Genomic DNA, 21,958 nt, shown 5'->3' with positions numbered 1-21,958 from the left:
TTGAGGGTCGATCGTGAATGACGGTCTAGAGCGGCAGCCACAGCAGGCGCGCCGTCAGCAGACCCAGACTCGCCAGGCTCAACCACACCACGGGGGCGGTCGGCGAGGGGCAGGGTTGCTGGACGAAGGCAGGGTAGCTGATGCGCACCAGAGCACACGCCAGCAGTCCCAGACAGGCGCCGCCCAGGATATCGCTCAGATAGTGCACGCCGAGGAAGATGCGAGACAGCCCGATCACGCTACAGGCGATGATGGCGCTCCAGTAGATCCAGCGTCGGCGTGGAGAGGGTTGCCGTTCGGCGATGAAGGCGGCTGCCAGGCCGAATACCGCGACGGCACCGGCCGTGTGGGCACTGGGGAACGACATCGAGCCCTCGAGGAAGGCGGGAGTGTCCGGACGGGGGCGCTGGATCAGATACTTGAGCACGGTATTGGCGCAGGCGATGCCGACCCAGGCGGCGCTCAGATGGATCCATATCGCATGGCGGCGCGTGAGTGCCAGCCACACGAGCCAGGGCGCCACGAGTGCCGCTAGCCCCGTGCCATCGCCGAGCTGCGACAGCCACAGGCTGGCCTGGTGCAGAAGGTTCTCGGGCAGCAGGGTGTGGAGTCTGTCGGCGAGCGAGGCCGCGACGACGTCGATCTGCCAGGGCCCGGGGTGAGCGAGTGCCGCCAGACTCATCGCGGGCACGCTGATGACGGCAAAGACCAGCAGTGCCATCGAGGCCAGCGGGAACTCGCCTTCCGGGTCGGGGTGGCGCAGCTGCCACCACAGGCGACGGCCGGATGCCGAGCGACGCATGCGGCGCGCCAGCCAGTGATAGAGGCGGCCTTCGCGGCCCAGCTGGCGGCGCAGAAAGGAGAAGGCAAAGGCGCAGGCGATCAGGCCGCTGGCCAGGCCGATCAGCAGGCCGTTGGCGCCCGGTGGCAGCGTGAACAGCGATTGCCAGGTCTGGCCCAGCAGGTAGCCCGGCAACAGATAGGCGGGAGACCACGCCAGTGCCGAGAGACCATTGACCATGAAGAAGCGCGAGGCCGGCATGTCCAGCATGCCCGCGACCAGCGGGATGATCGGGCGTACCGGGCCGACGAAACGCCCGAAGGCGATCGACCAGCTGCCGTGACGATGGAAGAAGCGCTGACCGTGTTCGATCCATTCGGGGTGGCGCGAGAAGGGCCAGCGTTGCGGTAACTGATCCCGATGATGGACGCCGAGCCAGAAGCTCACGCCATCGCCGATCACGGCCCCCAGCGCACCGGAAAGCAGCACCAGTGGCAGGGAAAGCTCAAGGTGCCCCGCCAGCGAGGCGCCGGCCGTCAGCATGACCACGCCGGGGACCAGCAGTCCGACGATGGCGAGGGATTCGAGCAGGGAGGTGAAGCCGATGATGACAATCAGCGCCACGGGGTGCTCGCTCAGCGTGGCCATCAGGGAGGTGGGGTCCAGCCAGTGAGTCAGTGTGGCAAGGGTGTTGCTCATTCATTGAGGTCCATCAGGGTGAGTTGGGCGGCCAGCAGGCGTTGTTCGAGTTTCTGTACCGTGTCGCCCGCCTTGTAGTTGACGAGACGAGCGTGAGCGATGATCGAGCCGGTCTCGGGCTGTGTCGTCGCCGCCAGGGCGGCCGTCAGGCGTTCACGCATGATCAGAGCGCCGGCCTCGCCGGTATTGGGGAGCATCAGCCAGAACGTGGCCTTGTCACTGCGACACAGCAGATCGCCCTGACGCGAGATGCCCTGCATGACATCGCAGGCCGAGGAGAGACACTCGATGCGGCGGTCTTCCCCGAATTGCTCACCGAGCATCTCCAGCTGCGGCAGGTAGATGACCAGGATGCTCAACGGCTGCTCCAGCGCACTGGCGCGTGCGGCCTCGCTGGTCAGCCGCTGCTGGCCGGTGCGCGCATTGTAGGCATTGCACTCGACTTCCTCGCTGGCGGTCATGCGCATGACACCTGACTGCAGGTTGTTGATCACGAAGGGCTGGCTGGCGACCAGCAGCAGGCAGACATAGCGCAGTACCTCGCCGAAGTTGTCATCCGGCTGACCCAGCAGCCATAGCCACAGCGGGGCCAGTACCACGTTCAAGAGCATCGCCGGCGCCAATGGCAGCAGCAGCAGCGTCAGGATGCTCGGCAATCCCAGCCACAGCGACATTCCGATGTGCGCGCTGGGGGCCTCCAGCGCCAGCATCAGATAACCGCCGATCAGCGCCAGATAGGCGGGAAGCGGCTGCTCTTCATCCAGGAGGTGCAGAGCGGTCGCGATCCCCATCAGCAAGGTGGCCAGCACCGGTGTCAGGATGTGGGAGTAGTCCCCGACCAGATAACGCCAGAGCGCGTAGGTGGCCAGCACCAGGGTCGCCAGCAGCATGATCAGGGTCTTGCGATTGGCCAGCCGGCGGCGCTCTCTGGCGCGCGTGGCCGTCGTTGACGAGGACATCAGTCTTCAGCCTCCGCCTGGGGGGTGTCGGCGAGTGTCGCCTTTCGGGAGGGGAGCGCGGGCAGGTGAGTGATCGGCTCGCGCTCCTCGCTGAGGTTGGCGCTCGCCGCCTGCAGGTCGAGATGGTCGGCCTCGGTATCGTTCAGCGGCTGGACCCGCGCCCGCACTGGCATGGCAAGATGCTCCATGAGCTGCCGACGCCGCAGGTTGGCGGCGTGTTCGCTGCGTGCCACCAACAGCAACGCCAGGCAGCCGTCGTCAAGCTGATAGCGTGTCTCATGGGGCAGCGCCGCGCTGTCCAGCGTATTCAGCAGACGGCGACGCGTGAGGCGGGTGGGGGTGGCTGGCTCCAGCAGGATCAGCTCGATGTGGATGCCTTCACGATCTGCCCGGGAAATTTCCCGCGGCAGATCCCGGAGCAGCTGGTATTGTGACCAGATGGCACGATTCGCGTCACGGCGACCGCGCCGCTCCAGCTGACGCCAGACCTCCTGCTGACGCTGCCCGGCGATGGCGCCCAGCGCCATCAAGGTGGCCGTGATGCCGATGCCAAGGCTCAGCCAGTCACTGCCCAGCGGCGTGAGTGCCAGCCAGGTGGTGATCAGCCCGATGATGGCGCAGGCCGGCGCCAGCCACGAGGGGCGCGGATAGAGCAGCAGCACGGCAAACCCCCATAGCCACATCATGTGCTGCTCGGGTGCCAGCAGCACCAGCAGCGCCATGATCACCGCCACGCTGAGCATGGCCGTGGTCCGGAACCAGCCCAGCGTGAAGAGTTCGTGTGCCAGGGAGACCACCAGCAGCAAGGTGCCGCCGATGGCCAGCAGCAGTCCGGTGATGGTCAGGGCGAGGCTGATCTGGCGCGCCGCTTCCAGCAGCAACAGCACAGAGCCGAGCAGACAGATGAACTGACTGACCCGGACTTTGAACTTGATCTCCATGGTGACTTATATTGGCACCTTTCCCGTGGATGACATGAATCCGACCAGACTCCCCGGTCGGATGGGGCGCAGCGCATTGAGCCATGCCATGACAGGATGTGCGAGCGTGATGCCGCCTGCCTGTCCCGGCTCTGCCAGGCGCTGATACGGGCCAGCATACCCCAAACCATGATTTTCCGAAGTGTCGAGGTGATCCGGCGCTTTCGCTTCACCCCTCCCTCGGCTGATCCACAGGCGCCAGAGCGGGCGGAAGGCATTTTCCTACATCTTTCTACGAATGAGACAAGGCACATGAGCGAGCTGGGCAAGCACGACACCACGGACGTCGTGGCTTACATGAACGGTCTGGGCGGCGATGCCCGCGCAGCGAGCGTGGTGATGCGTCGTGTCGACAGCGGCCTCAAGAACCGGGCGCTGCAGATCATGGCACGACTGATCGACGAGCGCCGCGAGTCGCTGACCGCCGCCAATGCCGATGACCTGACGCGAGCGCGTGACAATGGCCTGTCGGAGGCGATGGTCGACCGCCTCGCCCTCACGCCGGCGCGTATCGACGCCATGATCGAGGGGCTCGAGCAGGTCGCGGCCCTGCCGGACCCGGTCGGTGAGATCGATGGCCTGAAATATCGTCCCAGCGGCATCCAGGTCGGTCACATGCGTGTGCCACTGGGCGTGATCGGCATCATCTTCGAATCACGGCCCAACGTCACCATCGAAGCCGCCAGCCTGTGCCTCAAGTCCGGCAATGCCTGCATCCTGCGTGGTGGTTCCGAAGCGGCGTCCAGCAACCGTGCGCTGGGTGAGATCATCCGCGAGGCGCTGGTGGCGGCCGGGCTGCCGGCGACGGCGGTGCAGGTGGTGGCCACCACGGACCGTGCCGCGGTGGGCCGTCTGATCGCGATGCCCGAGTACGTCGATGTCATCATCCCGCGTGGGGGCAAGAGTCTGGTCGAGCGCATCACCAATGAGGCGCGCGTGCCGGTCATCAAGCATCTCGACGGTATCTGCCACGTCTATATCGACGCCACGGCAGATCTCGACATGGCGGTGAGCATCGCCGAGAACGCCAAGACGCACCGTTACGGTACCTGCAACACCATGGAGACCCTGCTGGTGGATGCGGCTGTCGCGGCCGAGGTGCTGCCGCGCATCGCCGAGCGTCTGGCGGTCCATGAGGTCGAGATTCGTGGCTGTGAACGCACCTGTGACATCCTGTCCGAGGCCATGGCCGCCACGGATCAGGACTGGGATACCGAGTATCTGGCACCGATTCTGGCGATTCGGGTCGTCGAGGGCGTGGAAGCGGCGATGGCGCATATCGAGCGTCACAGCTCCGGACATACCGAAGCCATCATCACCGACAACTATGCGCTGGCGCGCCGGTTCATGGCCGAAGTGGATTCCAGCTCCGTGATGGTCAATGCCTCCACCCGCTTTGCCGATGGCTTCGAATACGGATTGGGTGCCGAGATCGGCATTTCCACCGACAAGCTGCACGCTCGCGGGCCCGTGGGGCTGGAAGGGCTCACCACACGCAAGTATGTCGTGTTCGGCGATGGGCAGATTCGTCAGTGAGATCTCCAGACCCTTCCTCGGTCAGCGCATCGCCACGGGCGCTGGACGATAGCCAGCGCCCGCTGAATGTCGACGGCGACGCCGCGCAGCGCGAACCCGCCGCACAGCCGGGTGGGGAGGCCTGCGACACTCTGCCTGACGAGAAGCCACAGCCCGGTTTCGAGGGCTGTCTCGGGCCGGTCCCCCGGGTGGCGATGCTCGGGGGCACCTTCGACCCGGTACACCACGGGCACCTTCGCAGCGCCATCGAACTGCGTGAGGCGCTGGGCCTGGATCATGTGTTGATGATTCCCTGCCATCAGCCGCCACATCGTGCCGCACCCGGGGTGAGCAGCGAGGAGCGTCTGGCCATGCTGGAGGCTGCGATTGCCGGTGAGCCGGGGCTCAAGGCGGATGCCCGCGAGCTTTTCCGGGATGGGCCGTCCTACAGTGCCGACACCCTGGCGAGCCTGCGCGGCGAATATGGCCCTCAGGCGCGGCTGGTGATGGCCATCGGCCATGATGCCTTTCTCAAGCTTGGCGAATGGCATGCCGCCGAGCGACTGTTCGATGATGCCCATGTCGTGGTGATCGAGCGCCCTGATCATGATGCTCCTCTGCCAGAGGCGTTGAAGGCCTTGATCGAGGGGCGGGAAGTGCAGACGGTGGCCGAGCTGATGGCGCGTCCCGGCGGCCTGTTGCTGCGGTTGTCATTGCCGACCCGCATGGCGATCAGCGCGACCTTCGTGCGCGAGCGGCTCGCGCTGGGGGATAGCGTGCGCTACCTGCTGCCCGAGACGGTCATCCGCCATATCGAGGCCCGGTCGCTTTACTGCCCGCCCTGTGAGTGAGGGTTCGTGACGCGTAGATTGACGATGCCCATAGGCGAGCGCATCACCAACGGGTAGAATGCGCCCCCTGCCGAACAAACTTCCGAGGAATCATGCAGACCGAAGCTCTTAAAAACCTGGTGATCGACGCCCTTGACGACCTCAAGGCCCAGGAAATCAGCGAGATCGATGTCTCCAAGCTGACCAGCGTCACCGATGTCATGGTGATCGCGACGGGGACTTCCAGCCGTCATATCGCCGCTCTGGCCAACAATGTGCAGGTCACGGTGAAAGAAGCCGGCGTCAAGCCGCTGGGTTGCGAAGGCGACAACGGTTCCGACTGGGTGTTGCTGGATCTGGGCGATGTCGTCGTCCACGTCATGCTGGCCGAAACCCGTGCCCTGTATGACCTCGAGCGCCTGTGGAGCGATCTGCCCCGCGAGACGAGCGAAGAGTTCGAACAGCGCAGCTGATTCCGCTCTTGCCTGCCTCAAGAGGCGGAGTGATGCGGCACGGCGGTGCCACCGGCGCCGGTTGCGGCCAGCATGCTGACAGGGCGGGCCCGTGGTGGTTGGACGGAAGGAGAGGGTCAGCGGGCATGCCCGTTGGCCACTGACGACACGGGACAGGACATGAAGATCCGAGTACTGGCGGTCGGGCAGAAGATGCCTGACTGGGTGGAGAAGGGTAGCCGGGAATATCTCAAGCGCATGCCAAGAGACTTTTCCCTCGAATTCATCGAACTGGCGCCCGGAAACCGTGGCAAGAACGCGGACATTGCCCGTGCCATGGCCAGTGAAGGTGATCGGATGCTCGAAAAACTCAAGGGAAATGAACATGTTGTCGCCCTTGATGTCCTAGGGAAGTCGTGGAGCACGGAGCAGCTGGCTCAGCACGCCGATGACTGGCGCCTGGGCGGTCGCGATGTGGCCATCCTGATCGGCGGTCCTGACGGGCTCGATCCACGCCTGCTGGCCCGCGCGGATCAGCGCTGGTCGCTCTCCGCGCTGACCCTGCCGCACCCGCTGGTGCGCATCGTATTGGCGGAGCAGCTCTACCGCGCCTGGACACTGCTGGTCGGGCATCCTTATCACCGTTAAGCGCCTGCCGCTTGCGACAAGACACGAGTTGCGAGACCCGCCATGCGCCAACGCCGGGCGACGATCAAGAATCCCCAACAGGAAGTGCGGATCTTTCGCCTTCGCAGTATCGTGGCCGCCGGCCTGGTGCTGGTGCTGGCCGGTTGCCTGCTGGCACGGCTGGTCTTTCTTCAGGTCGTGGAACACGATATCTATACCACGCGCTCGGACAAGAACCGTGTGCGTGTCGAACCCCTGCCGCCGACGCGCGGCCTGATCTATGACCGCAACGGTCGCCTGCTTGCCGAGAATCGTCCCAATTACAACCTGACCATCGTGCGCGAACGCGCCGGTGATCTGGAGACGACGCTTGAGCGTCTGGTCGAGATTCTCGATCTCCCCCCTGATGAAATCGAAGACTTCAAGGAACGCTCGCGTCAGCGACAGCGCCCCTATCAGCCAGCCCTGTTGATGAGTGAGCTGAGCCAAGAGCAGATCGCGCGTCTGGCGGTCAATCGCTATCGCCTGCCAGGTGTCGAGGTCGAGGCCCAGCTGCTGCGTTACTACCCGGATGCCAAGCCGCTCTCGCATACGCTGGGCTATGTCGGGCGCATCAATCAGGCGGAGCTCAAGACCCTCGACAAGGGCAACTATTCGGGAACGCACTTCATCGGCAAGACCGGGATCGAGCGCTTCTATGAAGAGGCGCTGCATGGTCAGGCCGGGCTGCGCAAGGTGGAAACCAATGCGCGCGGCCGCGTGCTGCGTGAGCTGTCGCGTATCGACCCGCAGCCCGGCAAGGACTTGACGCTGACCATCGACCGTGGCCTGCAGGATCTGGCCTATCGACTGCTCAAGGGGCGCCGTGGGGCGATCGTGGCCATCGAGCCGGAGAGCGGCGAGATCCTCGCCATGGCCTCGGTGCCGGGCTTTGATTCCAACGAGTTCGTCACCGGCATCAGCGTCAAGAGTTACCGTGCGTTGCAGTCCGACATCGACCTGCCGCTGTTCAATCGGGCGATACGGGGACAGTATCCGCCTGCCTCGACGGTCAAGCCCTTCATGTCGCTGGCGGGGCTGGACAATGGTGTCATCACGCCGCAGACCACCTTCTTCGACCCGGGGTATTTCCAGCTGCCCAATGACAGCCACAAGTATCGCAACTGGCTGCGCTGGGGGCATGGACGGGTCAACATGCGGCGCGGTATCGCCGTCTCCAATGACACCTACTTCTACAATGTCGCCTATCGACTGGGCATCGATCGCATCAGCGAGTACATGCACAAGTTCGGGTTCGGTGAGCAGACCGCGCTGGACGTGCAGGGTGCCTTGCCGGGGTTGATGCCGTCCAAGGAATGGAAGCGCAATCGCTACGACAAGCCCTGGTATCCCGGCGAGACCATCTCCATCGGGATCGGCCAGGGCTACTGGTTGACGACGCCCCTGCAGCTCGCCTCCGCCGAGGCGGTGCTGGCCAATCGTGGCCGGCATGTGACGCCTCATCTGGCCAAGCGCATCGGCGATGAGACGGTGCTGTTGCCGCGCAGCGAAGAGAAGCCTGACGTGGTGGTTGAGAATCCGGCCTGGTGGGACGAGGTCATCGGCGCGCTTGAGGACGTGGTCAATGGCCGCGAGGGCACGGCGCGCAAGTACGTCGGTCCCGGGCTCAAGTATCGCATGGCCGGCAAGTCCGGTACGGCGCAGGTCTTCACCCTGGGGCAGGACCAGAAGTACAACGGTCACGAGCTGGCGGAACGTCTGCGCGACCATGCCCTGTTTGCGGCGTTCGCGCCGGTCGAGAATCCCGAGATCGCCGTGTCCGTGGTGGTGGAGAACGGTCAGGGCGGAAGCTCGGTGGCCGGCCCCATGGCACGTGCCATCACGGATTACTGGTTGTTGCCGCGCATTGATCCTGTCGCCCGTGATGCCGCCCTGACGCTGGCGGCGGCCCTGGAAGAGACGGCGGCGCAGGCCGAGCAGAGCGAAACCCCTGCAGGAGTCAATGATGCCGACTGATTATCAGCGCTCGATGCGCAGCGTGGGAGGCGAGCTCAATCGCCGGCGTCGCACCAGTCTGTGGGAGCGGATCCATCTGGACCCCTGGCTGCTGCTGTTGCTGCTGATCGTGCTGGGGTGCGGTCTGATCGTGCTCTACAGCGCCAGCGGTCAGGATATCGATTTCACGCTGCGCCAGGCGTCACGTCAGGCGTTGGCGCTGGGGGTCATGATCGGCCTGGCGCAGCTCTCTCCGAGCACGCTGTACCGCTGGGCACCTGTCGCCTACGGCGGCGGTTTCCTGATGCTGGTGGCGGTGGAGGTACTGGGGGATGTCGGCATGGGGGCCCAGCGCTGGCTGGTGATTCCCGGCGTCGTGCGCTTCCAGCCGTCGGAGCTCATGAAGCTGGCGATGCCGATGATGGTCGCCTGCTGGCTGGGGCAGCGGCCGCTGCCGCCACGCTGGCGCGATCTGGTCATCTGTGGGGTGATCATCGTCACGCCGGTGCTGCTGATCGCCCGGCAGCCGGATCTGGGAACCTCGCTGCTGGTCGCGGCGGCCGGGGTCTTCGTCATCCTGCTGGCGGGACTCTCCTGGAAACTGATCGCCTTCTTCGGGGCGTTGATCGCCTCGGCGCTGCCGCTTCTGTGGATGGTGATGCATGACTATCAACGCCGGCGTGTGCTGACCTTCCTGAATCCGGAGTCCGACCCGCTGGGAGCCGGCTGGAACATCATCCAGTCCAAGACCGCCATCGGCTCCGGAGGCTTGCTGGGCAAGGGCTATACCCTGGGGACCCAATCGCAGCTGGAATTTCTGCCTGAGCGGCATACCGACTTCATCGTCGCGGTGATCGGGGAGGAACTCGGGCTGCTGGGCATGAGTTTCTTCCTCGCCCTCTACGTGTTGATCGTGCTGCGCGGGCTGGTGATGGCCAACCATGGTCAGGACAGCTTCGCGCGCCTGACAGGGGGAGCCATCATCCTGACCTTCTTCGTCTATGTGTTCGTCAACATCGGCATGGTGTCAGGCATTCTCCCGGTGGTGGGCGTTCCGCTGCCGCTGGTCAGTTATGGTGGGACCTCCAGCGTGACCTTGCTGGCGGGCTTCGGTATTCTCATGAGCATTCATACCCACCGGCGCCTGCTGTCGCGTTGACGCGGCCTTTGCAGCTACCGGATGGCAAGGACATTCGCGGGCCGACGCCCGCAGACAGGCAAGGAGAGAGTCGATGACGGTGATTAACGCACGTGGGCGGCGTCTGAAGCACTGGGGCGCAGCCCTGATGATCGCGCCGTTGCTGGGCATGTCAGGGGCGGCCATGGCGGCGCCGGATGGCTTTGCTCCCGCAACTCACCCGGAGACGGCCAAGCTGGTGGATGAGCTGGTGGCCAAGGGGCTGGATCGCGCTCGCGTGACCGAGCTGATGAATCAGGCCGATTACAGCCAGAAAGTGCTGGATGCCATGTCGCGCCCGGCGGAAGGGCACCTGCGCTGGGACCAGTACCGCGCCATCTTCATGAAGGAATCTCGCATCGAGGCCGGCGTGAAGTTCATCGCCGAGCATCGCGAGACCTTCGATCGCGCCCAGGCCGAATATGGCGTGCCGCCGGAAGTCATCGCCGCCATCATTGGCGTCGAGACCTTCTTCGGCAAGCACACCGGCACCCACCGCGTGATCGACTCACTCTCCACGCTGGCCTTCGATCATCCGCGTCGTGGCAAGTTCTTCCGTGGTGAGCTGTCCGCCTTCCTGCAGCTGACGTTGGAGCAGGGCATCGACCCGCTCTCCATCAAGGGATCCTATGCCGGTGCGATGGGCTACCCACAGTTCATCCCTACCAGCTATCAGGCCTATGCCGTCGATTTCGATGGCGATGGCGTGCGGGACCTGTGGCACAACCCCGTCGATGCCATCGGCAGTGTCGGCAACTATTTCGCCCGTCACGGCTGGAAGGCCGGTGCACCGGTCGTCAGCGCAGCCGATGGCCCCGGTACTCCGCCGTCTTCCGTCACCTTCAACAAGACCAAGAAACCCTACATGAGCGTCTCGGCACTTGAGGCGGCAGGGGTCGAGGTCGCGGGTGGCGTGGCAGGCAATACCCAGATCATCCCGCTGGCGCTGGACCTCAAGCAGGGGTATCGCTACGCCGTGGGCTATGACAACTTCTACGTCATCACTCGCTACAACCACAGCCATCTGTATGCGATGGCCGTGAATGAGCTGTCCCAGGCGATCAAGCGCCGTCTCGAGGATGGGGGTGCCGGATGAGCTGGTCACGCGCGCTGCCGTTGACGTTGGCGCTTGCCCTGCTGGCCGGTTGTGCCAGCAGTGGTGGCACCACGGTCAGCGACGGTGCTTCGCCGAGCACGGGCAAGAAGGCGGGCAAGAATGGGCGTTACGAGATGGATTCGGATGCCTATCCCGACGACGCGCCGGACGTCTCCGCGGTGCCGGATGCCGTGCCGAAGCCCGAGCCCTATACGCGCAGCGGCAACCGCAGCGAGTATGAGGTGTGGGGCAAGACCTATCATGTGATGGATGACCCGCGCGGCTACGTGGCGGAAGGTACCGCCTCCTGGTATGGCAAGAAGTTCCATGGCTACGCCACCGCCAGCGGCGAGATCTATGACATGTACACCATGACGGCGGCCCACAAGTCGCTGCCGCTGCCGACCTACGCGCGAATCACCAATCTGGACAACGGCAAGCAGGTCATCGTCAAGGTCAACGATCGTGGGCCCTTCCATGATGATCGCCTGATTGACCTGTCCTACAGTGCGGCGTGGCGTCTCGACATGCTTGGCCATGGTACCGGTCATGTGCGCGTCGAGACGCTGGACGCCAGCACCTGGCGGCCGGGGCCGAGCCCGACCCAGGGCACGGTCGAGTCCGAGCGTCTGCTGGCCCGCAGTCAGGCGGTGCGTCGCGAGCAGGGCATCGCAGGGCTTGAGGAAATGGGCGCAACCGGCGATTCCGTGGCGGCGAAGACGTCCAGCACGAGCGTTGCCGCCAAGCCCGTGGTAGCCTCTGCGGCGCGCGCGACCGACACCACGGCCAGCGGCGCTGATGCCAGCTTCCTGCAGGTGGCGGCGGTCAGTGACCTGCAAACGGCAGACCGCATCAGCAAGCGCGTCAGCGCGGCGCTTGATCGCCCGGTCCGAGTGCTGGGCAGTGGCAATCTTTACAAGGTGCAGGTGGGCCCGCTTGAAGAAAGCGTGCGTATCGAGTCGCTCAAGTCCGCGATCGCCGATGCCGGCTTCTCCGGCGCCTTCAGCGTACAGGCACCGCGCTAGCGGTGGTGATCTGGCGCATCCATCATGCATCCCACGAGGGTGCAACATGGCCGGGGCTTGTGCCCCGGCTAACGCATGAGTGTCAAAGAGATTTCAACATGTCCCTGAAAGCCAGACTTCTTCCATTGCGGCGCCGTCTTGCCGGGCTGATGGCGGCCAGCGGTATCGCGCTGCTGACCAGCGTCACCTCCACGCCGGCCCGGGCCATCGAGGCCGACACCCTGATTCCGGCGGCGCCGCAACTGGCCGCGTCCTCCTGGATTCTGATGGATGCCAATTCCGGTCGCATCCTGGTCGAGCACAATGCCGACAAGCGTCTGCCGCCGGCAAGTCTGACCAAGATGATGACGGCCTATCTGGTCGAGAATGAAATCGATGACGGCAAGCTGACGCCGGACGAGAACGTGCGTATCAGCGTCAACGCCTGGAAGACCGGCGGCTCGCGCATGTTCATCCGCGAGGGCACCAGTGTCTCGGTCGATGATCTGCTGCACGGCGTGATCATCCAGTCAGGCAATGACGCCAGCGTCGCGCTTGCCGAGCACATCGGCGGCAGCGAGGGCTCCTTCGCCGACCTGATGAACCAGCACGCCAAGCGTCTGGGCATGAACAATACCCATTACATGAACGCCACCGGTCTGCCGCACGCGGAGCACTACTCCACGGCACATGATCTCGCGATTCTGGCGCGCCACATCATCCGCGACTATCCGGATCACTATCAGATCTATTCCCAGAAGTACTTCACCTGGAATGGCATCAAGCAGCCCAATCGCAACAAGCTGCTGTGGCGTGACAAGGACGTCGACGGCCTGAAGACCGGTCATACCGATGAAGCGGGTTACTGCCTGGTGGCGTCTGCCAAGAAGGAAGACACACGTCTGATCAGCGTGGTGATGGGCACCAGCTCCGAAGAGGCGCGTGCCCAGGAATCCCAGAAGCTCCTGACCTACGGCTTCCGCTACTTCGAGAGCAAGAAGCTCTATGACAAGGGTGCCGTGCTCAATCAGGCCCGTGTCTGGGGCGGCGAGAAGGATCAGGTGCGTCTTGGCATGGCCAAGGAAGTCTATCTGACCCTGCCGAGTGGCCAGGCCGACAAGCTGACCGCCCGTCTTGATCTGAAGGACACCATCAAGGCACCGGTGCAGGTCGGCGAGCAGTACGGCACCCTGCAGATCAAGCTCGAGGACAAGGTGCTGGCGGAAGAGCCGCTGGTTGCCCTGGAATCAGTCGAGCAGGGCGGTCTCTTCAAGCGTCTGTGGGACGCCCTGATGCTGTTCTTCCACGGCCTGTTCAACTGAGGCTGGTGCCGTCCGCCCTGGCCAGCGAGCAAGGTGATGCGACGGTGCCCGCCACGCGCCCCTGAAACCCGGGGATGCGTCTTTCACGAAGGGCGATCCGGCTGACGGATCGCCCTTTGTTGAGTAGAATGGTCGGAAATAGAATCACTGGAAGGGCTTTCCCATGGCCAACACGCCAAAAGCGGGTGAGAAGACACCCCCCAAGATCGAATTCCCCTGCGATTTCTCCCTCAAGATCGTCGGCAATGCCGCCGAAGATCTCGTCGAAGTGGTCTGCAATGTCCTGGAAGTGCATGCGCCCGGCTTCGACGCCACGGCCATCACCTGGCAGGACAGCAAGAATGGCAACTATCGCAGCATCCGCGTGGTGATCCGAGCCACCGGAACCGACCAGCTGGATGCCTTGCACCGTGACCTCAAGGCCACCGGTCGCATCCACATGGTATTGTGACGTTCGCGTGAGACGAGCGACTTCACTGGCTTGCGCCATGAGCACAGGAGCGCATGCATGAACACGATTCACGTCCACCACCTCGGCGTGCTGCCGTATGAGGAAGTGTGGTCGGCGATGCGTGACTTCACCGATACCCGCTCGCCGGAGGCCCCGGATGAGCTGTGGGTAGTGGAGCACGCCCCCGTCTTTACCCAGGGACAGGCTGGCAAGCCGGAACATCTGCTGATGCCGGGTGATATCCCGGTGGTGCAGACCGACCGGGGTGGCCAGGTGACCTATCACGGCCCCGGCCAGCTGGTGCTCTACCCGTTGCTCAACGTCAAGCGTGGCGGCATCGGTGTTCGCCAGCTGGTGACTGCGCTGGAAGAGACGGTGGTGGCGGCGTTGGCCGAGCACGGCATCGAGGCGTATCCACGCCCCGATGCCCCGGGGGTCTACGTGAAGAAATCGGCGCAGCGCATGGATGATCCGCGCCGCTCGATGGAAGAGGCCAAGATTGCCTCGCTGGGGTTGCGCATCCGACGTGGATGCAGTTTCCATGGCGTGGCGATCAATCTGGACATGGACCTTGCGCCTTTCGGGCGCATCAATCCCTGCGGCTATGCCGGCATGGCGATGACCCAGCTACGCGACCTGACGCGCGAGCCGGTGGATCTTGCCGCTGAGCGTGACCGCCTGGTGCGTTGTCTGGGCGCAAGCCTAGGGGACGTGACCCTGACTCCGGTGAGCGGGCTGCCCGCGGCACTGGCTGACATTTCTCGAACAGCAGGACAGAACTGATGACCGAGACCACCGCTACCCCGAAGCCCGCTCCCTCCGCTGCTCCTGCTCGCAAGGAGCGTGGCGTGAAGCTGCGTGGCGCCGAGAAGGTCGCTCGCATTCCGGTCAAGGTGATTCCCACCGAGACCTTGCCGAAGAAGCCGGACTGGCTGCGCGTGCGCATGCCTGCCTCCCCTGAGGTGAGCCGCATCAAGCAGACCCTGCGCAAGCACGGCCTGCACACGGTGTGTGAAGAAGCCTCCTGCCCGAACCTGGGCGAGTGCTTCAGCGGCGGCACCGCGACCTTCATGATCATGGGCGATATCTGTACCCGTCGCTGCCCGTTCTGTGACGTGGCCCACGGTCGTCCCAATGCGCTGAATGCCGACGAGCCGCGCGAGCTGGCCGAAGCCATCGCCGAGATGCGCCTGAATTACGTCGTCGTGACCTCCGTTGACCGTGATGACCTGCGTGACGGTGGCTCCAACCACATTGCCGAGTGCATCCGCGAGATCCGCGAGAAGTGTGAAGGTACCGAGATCGAAGTGCTGGTACCGGACTTCCGTGGCCGCATGCAGGTCGCGCTGGACGTGCTCGAGCAGACACCGCCGGATGTCTTCAACCACAATCTGGAGACCGTGCCGAGCCTGTACCGCCGCGTGCGTCCGGGTGCCGACTATCAGTGGTCGCTGGATCTGCTCAAGGGCTACAAGGAGCGCCGCCCGGAAGTGAAGACCAAGTCCGGTCTGATGCTGGGGGTGGGCGAGACTGACGAGCAGGTGCTCGAGGTCATGCAGGACCTGCGCAATCACGGCGTCGACATGCTGACCCTCGGGCAGTACATGCAGCCGTCACGCAGCCACCTGCCGATCGATCGTTGGGTCCACCCGGATACCTTCGACTGGCTCGGTCAGAAGGCGCGCGAGATGGGCTTCTCGCATGTCGCCTCCGGTCCGCTGGTGCGCTCTTCCTATCACGCCGACAAGCAGGCGCATGGTGTGGAAGTGAAATAAGCCGGACTGGCCCGAAAAAAACCGCCGCGGAGATCATCTCCGCGGCGGTTTTTTTGGTTCATGAGCACAGGGGCGTGTGGTGGAGCGTCACTGCTCCGTGGCCAGCGGCAGGCAGGCGACGCTGTGCCCGGGAATCGGCTCCATCGGCGCGCTGAAGTGTGCGTTGAGCTCCGGCAGCAGCTCGCGCACGAAACGCAGGAACAGCTCGGTGACCGGCGTGGGGTAGCGATCCTTGGGATAGACCGTGCACCAGGAGCGTCTGAGCGGGAAGCCCGGCAGGGACGGCGAGGCCAGCAGGCCGGAGGCCAGCTCCAGCTGGACGGCCAGCCGCGGCAGGATCGCCACGCCCAGATGCGCCATCACGCCCTGCTTGATTGCCTCGTTGGAGCCCAGCTCCAGCGTATGGCGCAGCGAGACGCGCTCGCGGGCGGCGAATTCCTCGAAGGCGGTACGCGTGCCGGAGCCAGGCTCGCGCATCAGCATGTAGTACTGGGCGAGATCCTCCAGCGTGACGCCCTTGACGTCCAGCAGCGGGTGGCCGGGCCAGACGATGGGGATCAGCTCGTTGTCCAGGATCGGCATGAAGGCCAGGTTGGCGTCATCGGGCACCATGCCCATGATCACCAGGTCATCGCGTCGCTCGGCGAGGCGTTCCAGTGCCTGGCCGCGATTGCAGACGCGCAGGCGCACCGAGACTTCCGGGTAGCGGGCACGAAAGCGCGCCAGAATGTGCGGCACCACATACTGGGCCGTGGACACGGCCGCCAGATTCAGCTCGCCACGGATGGTGCCGGCGATTTCCGACAGCTCCATCTGCAGGCTCGAGACTTCCCCGAAGATCGACTGTACCGAGCTTGCCAGCGCATCCGCCGCCGGCAGGATATGCAGCGTCTTGCCGGCATATTTGAACAGCGATTGCTCGAGCGCCTGCTCCAATTGGCGAATCTGGGCACTGACGGCGGGCTGTGTCAGTCCGAGTTGCTCAGCCGCACGCGAGTAGGACTGCTGGCGATGGACGGCCTGAAATACCTGTAACTGTCTGAAAGTTAATCGGTTTAGCAGATTTGGACGCGACATGACACACCCAGTCATAAGGTTTTACTTATAGATTGGCAAAAAAATATCAACTTTTCTATTGGTCTCTCGCTGGGTAGCGTGGAAAGCCTGAGAACATGACTGCCCTCGCAAGCCTCCAGGGTTGCAGGAGAGTCAGACGCAAGCCGTCAACAACAAGATCACCGCGTTCCGTCAGGGAGAGTCACCATGTTCCGCAAGTTGCTGATCGCCAACCGAGGGGAAATCGCAGTGCGCATTGTACGCGCCTGTGCCGAGATGGACATCCGCTCTGTCGCGGTCTACACCGAAGCCGATCGTTTCTCGCTTCACGTCAAGCGTGCCGATGAAGCGCATTTCATCGGCGAAGATCCGCTGGCCGGCTACCTGGACCCCCGTCGCCTGGTGGATCTGGCCCGCGAGACAGGCTGTGATGCCATTCATCCGGGCTATGGTTTCCTTTCCGAGAATGCTGAGTTCGCGAGAATCTGCGAAGCGGCGGGCATTGCCTTCGTGGGCCCGTCCAGTGATGTCATCGCGCGCATGGGAGACAAGACCGAAGCCCGCGCCGCCATGAAAGCGGCTGGCGTGCCGGTCACGCCGGGCTCGAAGGGCAATCTGGCCGATGTCGAGGAAGCCTTGAGCGTGGCGGAGCAGGTGGGGTATCCGGTGATGCTCAAGGCTACCTCAGGTGGTGGGGGGCGGGGTATCCGGCGTTGTGATGATGCCCAGCAGCTCAAGCAGGCCTGGGGTCGCGTGATCTCGGAGGCTACCAAGGCCTTCGGCAGTGCGGATGTCTTCCTGGAGCGCTGCGTGGTCGACCCGCATCACATCGAGGTCCAGATTCTGGCCGACAGTCACGACAACGTGATCCATCTGTTCGAGCGTGACTGCTCCATCCAGCGCCGCAACCAGAAGCTGATCGAGATTGCCCCCAGCCCTCAGCTGACGCCGGAGCAGCGCTCCTACGTCGGGGAGATGGCGGTGCGCGCCGCGCGGGCCGTGGGCTATCGCAATGCCGGTACCGTGGAGTTCCTGGTCAAGGGCAACGAGATCTACTTCATGGAGATGAACACCCGCGTCCAGGTGGAGCACACCATCAGCGAGACGATCACCGGCGTGGACATCGTGCGCGAGCAGATCCGCATCGCCTGGGGCCACAAGCTGGCCTTCCGTCAAGAAGACATCCGCCATCATGGCTATGCCATCCAGTTCCGCATCAATGCCGAGGACCCCAAGAACGATTTCCTGCCCAGCTTCGGGCGCATCACGCGTTACTACGCCCCCGGCGGGCCTGGCGTGCGAACCGATACCGCGATCTATACCGGCTACACCATCCCGCCGTATTTCGATTCCATGTGCCTGAAGCTCATCGTGTGGGGGCTGACATGGGAAGAGGTCATCAATCGCGGGTCACGCGCCCTCAATGACATGCGCCTGCAGGGGGTCAAGACCACCGCGCCTTACTATCAGGAAATCCTCAAGCATCCGGACTTCCGCAACGCGCGCTTCGATACCGGTTTCGTGGCGGCGCATCCGGAGCTGACCCAGTACTCGGTCAAGCGCCTGCCGGAACAGACGGCACTGGCGATCGCGGCGGCGATCGCGGCGCACGCCGGTCTCTGAGTCCACCCCTGACATGCCGTTCGAGTCCTTCCCCCGACTCCTCAACCAACAATGACAAGGACACCTGACATGACTGCTGCTACCTCCACTCCCCATGCCGCGAGCGACTCTGCGGCTGATGCCGTCAAGGTCACCGAAGTCGTCCTGCGTGATGGCCACCAGTCATTGATCGCCACGCGCATGCGCACCGAGGATATGCTGCCCATCGCGGCACGTCTCGATCAGGCCGGCTTCTACAGCCTCGAGGTCTGGGGCGGTGCGACCTTCGATGCCTGTGTGCGCTTTCTGAAGGAAGACCCCTGGGCGCGTCTGAAGTCGCTCAAGGAAGCCATGCCCAACACGCCGCTGCAGATGCTGCTGCGCGGTCAGAACCTGCTCGGCTATCGTCATTATGCCGATGACGTGGTGGAGGCCTTCGTCGAGCGTGCCGCGGCCGGCGGCATCGATATCTTCCGCGTGTTCGATGCCCTGAATGACCTGCGCAACATGGAAACCGCCATGCGCGCGGTCAAGAAGGCCGGCAAGCACGCCCAGGGCACCATCTGCTACACCGTGAGCCCGGTGCATACGCTGGAGATGTATGTCGAGCAGGCACGCAAGCTGGTCGAGATGGGCGCCGATTCCATCGCGATCAAGGACATGGCCGGGCTGCTGACCCCGTATGCCACCTTCGACCTGGTCAGTGCGCTGGTCGAGGCTGTCGAAGTGCCGATCCACCTGCACAGCCATGCCACGGCAGGCCTGGCACCGCAGTGTCAGATCAAGGCTGTCGAGGCGGGCTGCCGCCACATCGATACCTGCATCTCGGCCTTCGCCGGTGGCACCAGCCACCCGGCCACCGAATCCTTCGTCGCCTCGCTGCGTGACACTCGCTGGGACACCGGACTGGAACTGGAGTCGCTGCGTGAGATCGGCGACTACTTCAGTGAGGTGCGCCGCAAGTATTCGGCCTTCGAGAGCGAATTCACCCGTGAGGATGTCTCGGTCCAGATCAGCCAGATTCCCGGCGGCATGATGTCCAACCTGGCCAGTCAGTTGAAGGAGCAGAATGCGCTGGAGCGCATTCGTGAGGTGTTCGCCGAGATTCCGCGTGTGCGTGCCGATCTGGGCTATCCGCCGCTGGTCACCCCGACCTCACAGATCGTCGGTACCCAGGCGGTGCTCAACGTGCTGACCGGTGAGCGCTACAAGAGCATCACCAATGAAGTGAAGCGCTATCTGCAGGGCGGCTATGGCCAGGCGCCGGCGCCGGTCAACGAAGAGGTTCGCTCGCGTGCCATCGGCAACGCACCGGTGGAGGTCGGGCGTCCGGCAGACCTGCTGAGCCCGGAAATGGCGCGTCTCACCGAGGAGCTGGGCGAGCTGGCCGAGTCCCCTGAGGATGTCTTGACCTTCGCCATGTTCCCGGAGCTGGGGCGTGACTTTCTCAGCGAGCGCCGCGCCGGCACCCTCACGCCGGAAATCATCCCACAGGGCGAGGCGGAGCGTCCGGTGTCTTCCGGCGTGCCGACCGAATTCGTCATCGACGTTCACGGCGAGTCCTATGCGGTGCAGATCACCGGCGTCGGCGGTGCCAAGGGCAGCAAGCGTCACGTCTATCTGACTCTGGATGGCATGCCGGAAGAGGTGGTGTTCGAAGCCAAGGACGATTACGTGGCAGGTGGCCAGAGCGGCGGGCGCGCGAGTGCGTCTGCGCCGGGGCACGTCACCACGGCGATGCCGGGCAATATCGTCGAGGTGCTGGTGGCGGTGGGTGACAGCGTCACGGCAGGCCAGTCGGTGCTGATCAGCGAGGCAATGAAGATGGAGACCGAGATCACGGCGCGCGTCGACGGTACCGTCAAGGCCATCCACGTGGCTCGCGGTGATCGCGTCACGCCGGGGGAAGTACTGATCGAAATCGAGTGATGCCGCGGCCGGCGAGGTTGCAAAACCCGCTCGCCGTCTCCATCTGACTGCTATTCGATCACCAGGGACGGCCGGGCATCGTGGATGTCCTGCCGTCCTTTCCTGTGGAAGGACCATCATGGCAACACATTTCGAGCAGGTTCCCGGCCTGAGTGAGCAGATTGATCCGGCTACCCGAGGCTATGTCTTCAACCAGACCATGCTGCGCATCAAGGATCCGACACGTAGCCTGGACTTCTATACCCGTGTGCTCGGCATGCGCCTGGTGCGCAAGCTCGACTTCCCGGAAATGCAGTTCAGCCTCTATTTCCTCGCCTATCTGGACGACGACCAGGCCAGCGACGTGCCGAGTGATGATCTCAAGCGCACCACTTACACCTTCGGGCGTGAGGCGATGCTGGAGCTGACGCACAACTGGGGGACCGAGGACGACCCGGACTTCGCCTATCATGATGGCAACGCCCAGCCTCAGGGCTTCGGCCACATCGGGGTCAGCGTGCCAGACGTCTACGCCGCCAGCGAGCGTTTCGAATCGCTGGGTGTCGAGTTCGTCAAGCGCCCCGATGATGGCAAGATGAAGGGTCTGGCCTTCGTGAAGGATCCCGACGGCTACTGGATCGAGATCCTGCGTGCCGATACCTTCGAGCGTCAGGCCAACGGCCAAGCCTGAGGCAGGCCTCCGATGTAACAGAACCGCCACCACCGGCATGCCCGGGGTGGCGGTTCTTTCGTTGATACGAAACCCCGCGTTGCAGGGGTGTCAGTGGCATCCGGTTGCTGCAATGATGAGGTCTGACTGAGACGCTCAAGGTTCGAGATTGAGGGACCTTGAGATTGAGGGATCTTGAGATTGAGGGACCTTGAGATTGAGGGACCTTGAGATTGAGGGACCTTGAAATCGATGGCCCATGACGAAAGGGGAGACAGCCATGTCGGAGAATGCACAGCAGTTGAGCGGCAAGGTGGCGGTGGTGACCGGAGCCTCGCGCGGCATCGGCGCAGGCATCGCTCAGCGTCTGGCGGCGGACGGCGCCCGGGTGGTGGTCAATTACCGCAGTGATGTCGATGGGGCGAATCAGGTGGTGGCCGAGATAGTGGCAGCTGGCGGGCAGGCGCTTGCCGTCCAGGGCGATGTCGGCGACAGCAAGATGGCCAGTCAGCTGTTCACGGTGGCCACTGAGCACTATGGCGGAGTGGATATTCTGGTCAACAATGCCGGGATGAGCCTCTACAAGCCGCTGGCCGAGTTCACGGATGAGGACTTTTCCAGTCTGATGCAGGTCAACCTCACCGGCAGCTTCAACATGATGCGCGAAGCCTCGCGCAAGCTGCGTGATGGGGGCCGCGTGATCAATATCTCCACCTCCGTGACGCGCCAGATGTTCGCCACCTATGGTCCCTATGCGGCGTCCAAGGCCGCGGTGGACCAGCTCACTCGCGTGCTGGCCAAGGAGGTCGGCGCACGCGGGATTAACGTCAATGCCGTGGCGCCGGGCCCGACGGATACTGGGCTGTTCCGGCATGGCAAGAGCGAGGAGACCATCGAGCGCCTCAAGGGCATGGCAGCGCTGGGGCGTATCGCGGATGCCGCGGATATCGCGGCCGTCGTGGCCTGGTTGGCCGGTGAGGAATCCGCCTGGGTCACCGGGCAGGTCATCGGCGCCAATGGTGGTTTCGCCTGAGTGCGCCATTTACGGCTATGCTGATG

General features: G+C 63.9%; 20 protein-coding genes. 16 read left to right on the top strand and 4 right to left on the bottom strand.

Features of this window, described 5'->3' with window-relative positions:
- Positions 1-25 precede the first annotated feature (25 nt).
- Genes BFX80_RS13380 through BFX80_RS13370 form a run of 3 tightly spaced genes read right to left on the bottom strand, consistent with a single transcriptional unit; the run spans position 26 to position 3,380 of the window.
- Positions 26-1,480, bottom strand: coding sequence for a bifunctional DedA family/phosphatase PAP2 family protein (locus BFX80_RS13380; protein WP_240499578.1), 1,455 nt, complete (start codon positions 1,478-1,480; stop codon positions 26-28).
- The gene (locus tag BFX80_RS13375; protein ID WP_077371896.1) at positions 1,477-2,439 is read right to left on the bottom strand and encodes a diguanylate cyclase domain-containing protein; all 963 of its coding nucleotides are present in this window, start codon (positions 2,437-2,439) and stop codon (positions 1,477-1,479) included. The genes BFX80_RS13380 and BFX80_RS13375 overlap by 4 nt, the downstream gene beginning before the upstream one ends.
- The gene (locus BFX80_RS13370; protein WP_084209163.1) at positions 2,439-3,380 is read right to left on the bottom strand and encodes a hypothetical protein; all 942 of its coding nucleotides are present in this window, start codon (positions 3,378-3,380) and stop codon (positions 2,439-2,441) included. Before BFX80_RS13370 ends, BFX80_RS13375 begins: the two co-directional genes overlap by 1 nt.
- A 291-nt stretch (positions 3,381-3,671) precedes the next feature.
- On the opposite strand from BFX80_RS13370, the gene BFX80_RS13365 reads away from it, so the two are divergent.
- The 12 genes from BFX80_RS13365 (at position 3,672) to lipA (ending at position 15,663) form a co-directional block, all read left to right on the top strand.
- Complete coding sequence (locus BFX80_RS13365) at positions 3,672-4,955, top strand: glutamate-5-semialdehyde dehydrogenase (RefSeq protein WP_084209162.1); 1,284 nt, start codon at positions 3,672-3,674, stop codon at positions 4,953-4,955.
- Between the two features lie 194 nt (positions 4,956-5,149).
- Entirely contained in the window at positions 5,150-5,785 is a 636-nt protein-coding gene (gene nadD / locus BFX80_RS13360; RefSeq protein ID WP_077371905.1) for a nicotinate-nucleotide adenylyltransferase, read from the top strand.
- Between the two features lie 92 nt (positions 5,786-5,877).
- Positions 5,878-6,237 carry a ribosome silencing factor gene (gene rsfS / locus BFX80_RS13355; RefSeq protein WP_077371908.1) on the top strand — a complete coding sequence of 120 codons (360 nt, stop codon included), beginning with the start codon at positions 5,878-5,880 and terminating at the stop codon, positions 6,235-6,237.
- Between the two features lie 159 nt (positions 6,238-6,396).
- Positions 6,397-6,864, top strand: coding sequence for a 23S rRNA (pseudouridine(1915)-N(3))-methyltransferase RlmH (rlmH, locus tag BFX80_RS13350; RefSeq protein ID WP_077371912.1), 468 nt, complete (start codon positions 6,397-6,399; stop codon positions 6,862-6,864).
- 42 nt (positions 6,865-6,906) lie between these two features.
- A complete protein-coding gene (gene mrdA / locus BFX80_RS13345; protein WP_084209161.1) occupies positions 6,907-8,859 on the top strand; it encodes a penicillin-binding protein 2 in 1,953 nt (650 codons plus the stop codon).
- Positions 8,846-9,997, top strand: coding sequence for a rod shape-determining protein RodA (rodA, locus tag BFX80_RS13340; protein WP_371861119.1), 1,152 nt, complete (start codon positions 8,846-8,848; stop codon positions 9,995-9,997). The genes mrdA and rodA overlap by 14 nt, the downstream gene beginning before the upstream one ends.
- Positions 9,998-10,070: 73 nt before the next feature.
- Positions 10,071-11,111 carry a lytic murein transglycosylase B gene (gene mltB / locus BFX80_RS13335; protein ID WP_077371920.1) on the top strand — a complete coding sequence of 347 codons (1,041 nt, stop codon included), beginning with the start codon at positions 10,071-10,073 and terminating at the stop codon, positions 11,109-11,111.
- Complete coding sequence (locus BFX80_RS13330; RefSeq protein WP_084209160.1) at positions 11,108-12,136, top strand: septal ring lytic transglycosylase RlpA family protein; 1,029 nt, start codon at positions 11,108-11,110, stop codon at positions 12,134-12,136. The genes mltB and BFX80_RS13330 overlap by 4 nt, the downstream gene beginning before the upstream one ends.
- Positions 12,137-12,234: 98 nt before the next feature.
- On the top strand, positions 12,235-13,437 hold the full coding sequence (locus BFX80_RS13325) for a D-alanyl-D-alanine carboxypeptidase family protein (protein ID WP_084209159.1): 1,203 nt from the start codon (positions 12,235-12,237) through the stop codon (positions 13,435-13,437).
- Between the two features lie 163 nt (positions 13,438-13,600).
- Positions 13,601-13,888: an HP0495 family protein gene (locus BFX80_RS13320; RefSeq protein WP_077371930.1), complete on the top strand. Its 288-nt coding sequence runs from the start codon at positions 13,601-13,603 to the stop codon at positions 13,886-13,888.
- A gap of 57 nt (positions 13,889-13,945) precedes the next feature.
- Positions 13,946-14,671 (top strand): lipoyl(octanoyl) transferase LipB, encoded by a 726-nt coding sequence (lipB, locus tag BFX80_RS13315; protein WP_084209158.1) that lies wholly within the window; start codon positions 13,946-13,948, stop codon positions 14,669-14,671.
- Positions 14,671-15,663: a lipoyl synthase gene (lipA, locus tag BFX80_RS13310; RefSeq protein ID WP_077371936.1), complete on the top strand. Its 993-nt coding sequence runs from the start codon at positions 14,671-14,673 to the stop codon at positions 15,661-15,663. The genes lipB and lipA overlap by 1 nt, the downstream gene beginning before the upstream one ends.
- Before the next feature lie 87 nt (positions 15,664-15,750).
- Here the strand turns inward: lipA and BFX80_RS13305 are convergent, their stop codons facing one another.
- Entirely contained in the window at positions 15,751-16,740 is a 990-nt protein-coding gene (locus tag BFX80_RS13305) for a LysR family transcriptional regulator (protein WP_077371939.1), read from the bottom strand.
- 186 nt (positions 16,741-16,926) lie between these two features.
- Here BFX80_RS13305 and BFX80_RS13300 point away from each other — a divergent pair, with 186 nt between their 5' ends.
- The 4 genes from BFX80_RS13300 (at position 16,927) to BFX80_RS13285 (ending at position 21,932) form a co-directional block, all read left to right on the top strand.
- Complete coding sequence (locus BFX80_RS13300) at positions 16,927-18,342, top strand: acetyl-CoA carboxylase biotin carboxylase subunit (RefSeq protein WP_084209157.1); 1,416 nt, start codon at positions 16,927-16,929, stop codon at positions 18,340-18,342.
- Between the two features lie 69 nt (positions 18,343-18,411).
- Positions 18,412-20,250 carry a sodium-extruding oxaloacetate decarboxylase subunit alpha gene (gene oadA, locus BFX80_RS13295; protein ID WP_077371946.1) on the top strand — a complete coding sequence of 613 codons (1,839 nt, stop codon included), beginning with the start codon at positions 18,412-18,414 and terminating at the stop codon, positions 20,248-20,250.
- Positions 20,251-20,368: 118 nt separating this feature from the next.
- Positions 20,369-20,920, top strand: coding sequence for a lactoylglutathione lyase (gene gloA, locus BFX80_RS13290; RefSeq protein WP_077371949.1), 552 nt, complete (start codon positions 20,369-20,371; stop codon positions 20,918-20,920).
- 259 nt (positions 20,921-21,179) lie between these two features.
- Complete coding sequence (locus BFX80_RS13285; protein ID WP_084209156.1) at positions 21,180-21,932, top strand: SDR family oxidoreductase; 753 nt, start codon at positions 21,180-21,182, stop codon at positions 21,930-21,932.
- Positions 21,933-21,958 lie beyond the last annotated feature (26 nt).

This window comes from Cobetia marina, assembly GCF_001720485.1.
Lineage (GTDB): Bacteria > Pseudomonadota > Gammaproteobacteria > Pseudomonadales > Halomonadaceae > Cobetia > Cobetia marina.
Note: the sequence above shows the minus strand (reverse complement) of the source record. Positions and strands in the feature narration are given on the sequence as shown.

Coding starts and splice junctions, on each gene's coding strand:
- BFX80_RS13380 (WP_240499578.1), bottom strand. CDS start 1,480: ATGAGCAACACCCTTGCCACACTGACTCACTGGCTGGACCCCACCTCC.
- BFX80_RS13375 (WP_077371896.1), bottom strand. CDS start 2,439: ATGTCCTCGTCAACGACGGCCACGCGCGCCAGAGAGCGCCGCCGGCTG.
- BFX80_RS13370 (WP_084209163.1), bottom strand. CDS start 3,380: ATGGAGATCAAGTTCAAAGTCCGGGTCAGTCAGTTCATCTGTCTGCTC.
- BFX80_RS13365 (WP_084209162.1), top strand. CDS start 3,672: ATGAGCGAGCTGGGCAAGCACGACACCACGGACGTCGTGGCTTACATG.
- nadD (WP_077371905.1), top strand. CDS start 5,150: ATGCTCGGGGGCACCTTCGACCCGGTACACCACGGGCACCTTCGCAGC.
- rsfS (WP_077371908.1), top strand. CDS start 5,878: ATGCAGACCGAAGCTCTTAAAAACCTGGTGATCGACGCCCTTGACGAC.
- rlmH (WP_077371912.1), top strand. CDS start 6,397: ATGAAGATCCGAGTACTGGCGGTCGGGCAGAAGATGCCTGACTGGGTG.
- mrdA (WP_084209161.1), top strand. CDS start 6,907: ATGCGCCAACGCCGGGCGACGATCAAGAATCCCCAACAGGAAGTGCGG.
- rodA (WP_371861119.1), top strand. CDS start 8,846: ATGATGCCGACTGATTATCAGCGCTCGATGCGCAGCGTGGGAGGCGAG.
- mltB (WP_077371920.1), top strand. CDS start 10,071: ATGACGGTGATTAACGCACGTGGGCGGCGTCTGAAGCACTGGGGCGCA.
- BFX80_RS13330 (WP_084209160.1), top strand. CDS start 11,108: ATGAGCTGGTCACGCGCGCTGCCGTTGACGTTGGCGCTTGCCCTGCTG.
- BFX80_RS13325 (WP_084209159.1), top strand. CDS start 12,235: ATGTCCCTGAAAGCCAGACTTCTTCCATTGCGGCGCCGTCTTGCCGGG.
- BFX80_RS13320 (WP_077371930.1), top strand. CDS start 13,601: ATGGCCAACACGCCAAAAGCGGGTGAGAAGACACCCCCCAAGATCGAA.
- lipB (WP_084209158.1), top strand. CDS start 13,946: ATGAACACGATTCACGTCCACCACCTCGGCGTGCTGCCGTATGAGGAA.
- lipA (WP_077371936.1), top strand. CDS start 14,671: ATGACCGAGACCACCGCTACCCCGAAGCCCGCTCCCTCCGCTGCTCCT.
- BFX80_RS13305 (WP_077371939.1), bottom strand. CDS start 16,740: ATGTCGCGTCCAAATCTGCTAAACCGATTAACTTTCAGACAGTTACAG.
- BFX80_RS13300 (WP_084209157.1), top strand. CDS start 16,927: ATGTTCCGCAAGTTGCTGATCGCCAACCGAGGGGAAATCGCAGTGCGC.
- oadA (WP_077371946.1), top strand. CDS start 18,412: ATGACTGCTGCTACCTCCACTCCCCATGCCGCGAGCGACTCTGCGGCT.
- gloA (WP_077371949.1), top strand. CDS start 20,369: ATGGCAACACATTTCGAGCAGGTTCCCGGCCTGAGTGAGCAGATTGAT.
- BFX80_RS13285 (WP_084209156.1), top strand. CDS start 21,180: ATGTCGGAGAATGCACAGCAGTTGAGCGGCAAGGTGGCGGTGGTGACC.